Origin of the sequence: Alcanivorax profundi (assembly GCF_003597125.1) — a bacterium.
Taxonomy (GTDB): Bacteria; Pseudomonadota; Gammaproteobacteria; order Pseudomonadales; family Alcanivoracaceae; genus Alcanivorax; species Alcanivorax profundi.
Genome location: NZ_QYYA01000011.1, coordinates 1 through 4,322, shown reverse-complemented (window position 1 = coordinate 4,322; position 4,322 = coordinate 1). Strand labels below are relative to the sequence as shown.

4 protein-coding genes and 1 pseudogene are annotated in these 4,322 nt (G+C 59.0%); all 5 read right to left on the bottom strand.

Going from position 1 to position 4,322, the window contains the following annotated elements; genetic code table 11:
* Nucleotides 1-249 (bottom strand): reverse transcriptase family protein (locus D4A39_RS18880; RefSeq protein ID WP_233552513.1); only part of this gene is annotated, 249 nt, incomplete at its 3' end.
* A 158-nt stretch (nucleotides 250-407) separates the two neighbouring features.
* Nucleotides 408-827: pseudogene (locus D4A39_RS18875) on the bottom strand (reverse transcriptase family protein); the annotation flags it as partial.
* A gap of 339 nt (nucleotides 828-1,166) precedes the next feature.
* Entirely contained in the window at nucleotides 1,167-1,463 is a 297-nt protein-coding gene (locus D4A39_RS18870) for a pepsin/retropepsin-like aspartic protease family protein (RefSeq protein WP_119918573.1), read from the bottom strand.
* 5 nt (nucleotides 1,464-1,468) lie between these two features.
* Complete coding sequence (locus D4A39_RS18865) at nucleotides 1,469-2,242, bottom strand: hypothetical protein (protein ID WP_119918572.1); 774 nt, start codon at nucleotides 2,240-2,242, stop codon at nucleotides 1,469-1,471.
* 335 nt (nucleotides 2,243-2,577) lie between these two features.
* On the bottom strand, nucleotides 2,578-4,317 hold the full coding sequence (locus tag D4A39_RS18860; protein ID WP_497707264.1) for an RNase H-like domain-containing protein: 1,740 nt from the start codon (nucleotides 4,315-4,317) through the stop codon (nucleotides 2,578-2,580).
* Between the last annotated feature and the right edge of the window lie 5 nt (nucleotides 4,318-4,322).

Here is a 4,322-nt window from a genome sequence, read left to right as displayed (position 1 = left end):
CCGATCAGGGGTGATGGCGTTGTTCAGGCGACGGAAATCACCACAGGGACGCCAACCCCCATCAGTTTTGGTCACCATGTGCAGGGGGGAAGCCCACGGGCTGTTGGAGCGTCGCACAATGCCAAGGTGCTCCATGGTGGCAAACTCCTCCCTGGCGATCGTGAGCTTGGCAGAGTCGAGACGCCGGGCCCGTGCATAGACTGGGGGGCCCACCTTGGTGATGTAGTGCTCCACGCCATGCTTAGCCACATGCCCAGAAACTCTTGCAGGGACTTCACAGTGCGTGGGCGTGGGAAACTGGCCACGGCGTCCACCTTGGCAGGGAGCGGAACGGCCCCCTGTGGGGTGACGTGGTGGCCGAGGAAGGTGATGGACGACCGGCCAAACTCGCACTTGGCCGGGTTAATGATGAGACCATGCTCACTGAGCCGGCCGAACAATTGCCGGAGATGTATCAGGTGGTCGTCTGCGGATGCGCTGGCCACAAGAATGTCATCCAAATAAACGAACAGGAAGGGCATGTCTCGCAGCACAGAGTCCATGAGGCGCTGAAACGTCTGCGCTGCCCCCTTGAGGCCAAAAGGCATCCTCAGGAACTCGAAAAGGCCAAAGGGTGTGATGACTGCTGTTTTGGGGACATCCTGCGGGTGGACAGGAACCTGGTGGTAACCGCGAACCAGGTCCACCTTTGAAAAGATTATGGCACCGGATAAGTGGGCGGAGAAGTCCTGTATGTGCGGCACAGGGTACCGATCAGGGGTGGTGGCGTTGTTCAGGCGACGGAAATCACCACAGGGACGCCAACCCCCATCAGTTTTGGTCACCATGTGCAGGGGGGAAGCCCACGGGCTGTTGGAGCGTCGCACAATGCCAAGGTGCTCCATGGTGGCAAACTCCTCCCTGGCGATCGTGAGCTTGGCAGAGTCGAGACGCCGGGCCCGTGCATAGACTGGGGGGCCCACCGTGGTGATGTAGTGCTCCACGCCATGCTTAGCCACAGCCGATGAGAACGTGGGGGTGGTGATGTCAGGGAATGGAAGCTGCCGCAGGAAAATGTGGGCGAATAGGAATGATGGATCTGCTGCGCCCAGCACAGCCAGCATTCTCTCCATTAACTCGGATGGCTTGCTGTCGCCAAGGCCATTCAGGGACAGCAGGCGGTCTGCCTACTCCAGCTCCGACAGTTCAAAGAGGTTTAACAGGAATGTTTTTAGCGCGTCGTACTTGCCGGTAGCCGGAGGAGCCTCTAGTAGCGCCATAGCCCTGGCTGTCGTTGAGGCATCTAAAGCCGCTACCACATGGAAATACATAGCGGCATCCATGGGGGGGCCATGCCCGCCAGCCATGGTGTCCACAGGCTTTGCTGGCAGGATGCTGCGCTGAGCCCCAGAATCGACCAGCAGTCGCCGGCCAGACAAGGAGTCAGTGATGAATAACAGCTTGCAGTCACGGCCAGCACCCATAGCTGCTAATGAGCGCCGGCCCTGGCTTTTCCCTGAGCTCCAAAACTGCAAGGCTGGCGACATTGCTTGGCCTTGGCCCCAAACCTGGAATGGTAATAACACCACCCATCCGCACGCTGTTGGCGGGCTGTCACAGCAGCTGTAGTGCTCTGGCCGTCCACCGGGGGTGAAAGTGGAGCAGACGTGTGCTGGGAGGGCAACAGCGCATGGACAAACTGCTGCCGGTTGGCAAGAAAAATCCTGTCTGCCTCCACAGCCAGCGCCCGATAGTCTCTGGAGGAAGGGAGGGGGGAACTAGCCAATGCGGTGCGCACGGGGGCTGGAAGCTGCCGCAGGAAAATGTGGGCGAATAGAAATGACGGATCTGCTGCGCCCAGCACAGCCAGCATCCGCTCCATCAACTCGGATGGCTTGCTGTCGCCAAGGCCATTCAGGGACAGCAGGCGGTCTGCTTTCTCCAGCTCCGACAGTTCAAAGAGGTTTAACAGGAATGTTTTTAGCGCGTCGTACTTGCCGGTAGCCGGAGGAGCCTCTAGTAGCGCCATAGCCCTGGCTGTCGTTGAGGCATCTAAAGCCGCTACCACATGGAAATACTTAGTAACATCCTGCGTTATTCCTCTCAGCTGGAACTGAGCCTCGATGTGTTGAAACCACGGCCGTGGATTGTGCTGCCAAAAGTCCGGCAACTTGATGGTAGCAGCGCAGAGAGCGCCAACATTAGCCGCGCCGCTAGCAACAGCCGGCGCCGCAGCAGCATCATTTTCGCCGTTGTGTGACATGTTCAGATCACGTCGGGGTCACCAATGTGGAGTGTAGTAAGTGAGGAGACAGGAGACGGTGACGCGTCGAGTCAGCTTTACTATCCACTTTTTATATTTCAAAAGCTTACAAACGAGAGATGCAGGTCAACCGTCACACACAGCTTTACCGGAACTACCCAACAAAACACCCGCCCCCTTAAAGGCACAGTACTTGGGTGAATGTCTCTTTCAGTTCCTCTGTGGGCCACCACACAGGCCCCCCCAGAATTCACCCAATATAACTGGCTCAGGCCGAACAGGTACCCCAACCCGATGAATGCAAAATGGAACAGTCCAGAAACAGTCCATCAGAGTCAACGTACAGGGGGGCGGACCAGGCGGCCATACCGGCTGCGCTTAACCGGAGAGGGGCAAAGGGCAAGGGGCGGGGTAGGGACAGTGCCAGGGGCCAGAGCAGGGGCCGAGGCTGTTGCCGGAGGTCGTCCTCTCCGCGGGGCCTGGGCCAGCTGAAGCGGTTCGCCAATATCCCTATGAGCAGGCTTGAGACGGTCTATAGCCACTCGCTCAGGCCTGCCCCCCATATCCACAACAAAGTTCTTAGACCCTCCAGCCAGAACACGGAAGGGCCCATCGTAGGGGGGCTGCAGCGGAGTACGATGGCCATCGTGGCGGATGAAAACATACTTGGCGGATGGTAAATCCTTGGGCACGTAGGACTGGGGTAGGCCATGGTGAGACGTGGGAATGGGAACAAAAGCGTCTGCAATTCTCCGGGACACAGCGCGATGGGAGGAAACCGACCACGGGGCCGTGGCATCTGGAAGAAACTCCCCCGGAACACGCAGAGGCTGGCCGTACACCAGCTCGGCCGATGAGGTCTGCAGATCTTCCTTGGGGGCGGAGCGAAGGCCCAGCATAACCCATGGGAGGCGGTCAGCCCAGTTGTTGTCCGTAAGGCTAGCCCTGAGCGCGGCCTTCATGTCCCGATGAAACCGCTCACAAAGTCCGTTGCTTTGTGGGTTGTAGGCTGTGGTACGGTGGACTTTGACTCCCAGGACCTCGGCGACTGCTGTCCAAAGCTCTGATGTGAACTGCGGGCCCCGGTCCGAGGAGAGGTCGGACGGTGTGCCGTAACGGCTTACCCAAGCCATAATGAACGCCCGGGCTACTTCAGCTGAGGTAATGGAGGACAGGGGAACCGCTTCCGGCCACCTTGTGGTCCTGTCTACCATAGTGAGGAGGTACGTATAACCACGGGAGGGGGGAAGTGGGCCCACCAGGTCCACATTCACATGATCAAAACGTCTCTCTGGCACTTTGAAGTGTGCCAAAGGGGCCTTGGTATGACGAATGACCTTTGCGCGCTGGCATGCCACACAGGCAGCAGCCCAGGCCCTAACGTCCCTCCGCAGGCCTGGCCAGACAAACTTGGCCCCCACCAGCTTGGTAGAAGCCTTCACCCCAGGGTGGGACAGGCCGTGGATGGCATCAAAAACCTTTCGCCTCCAGCCAGCAGGTACCATGGGGCGCGGTTGGCCAGTGGAGACATCGCAAAGGAGTGTAGTGTTGGCCGTGTGAAATGCCACATCCTTCATGAGCAGTGCCGTGGGGGCCGTCCTGTAGGCTTGTACCTCTGAGTCCGCGGTCTGATCCTCAGCCATGGCTGCGTAGTCGAGGCCCAAGTGGACGGACCCAGTGACCGCCCGAGAGAGGCAGTCGGCAACAAAATTGTCTTTGCCGGCCACGTGCTGAATGTCAGTGGTATACTCGGAGATGGCAGAGAGCTGGCGCTGCTGGCGACCAGACCATGGCTCTGAAGACTTGGCCATGGCAAACGTCAGCGGCTTGTGGTCAACGAAAGCCGTGAACCGCCGGCCCTCCAATAAAAAACGGAAATGACGGGTAGCGAGGAAAAGACCCAGGAGCTCCCTGTCGAAGGTGCTGTATTTCCTCTCGTTGTCACGGAGCTTCCTACTGAAAAAGGCCAGCGGCTGCCAGGCTCCGCCCACCCACTGTTCACACACAGCCCCCACGGCATAATCAGAGGCATCCGTGGTAAGTGCAACTGGGGCGGTCGGAGACGGGTGCGCCAACAGAG

Excerpts from the sequence above, each read along its gene's own strand:
- D4A39_RS18870 (WP_119918573.1), bottom strand. The coding sequence starts at position 1,463 with ATGGGTGCTGGCCGTGACTGCAAGCTGTTATTCATCACTGACTCCTTG.
- D4A39_RS18865 (WP_119918572.1), bottom strand. The coding sequence starts at position 2,242 with ATGTCACACAACGGCGAAAATGATGCTGCTGCGGCGCCGGCTGTTGCT.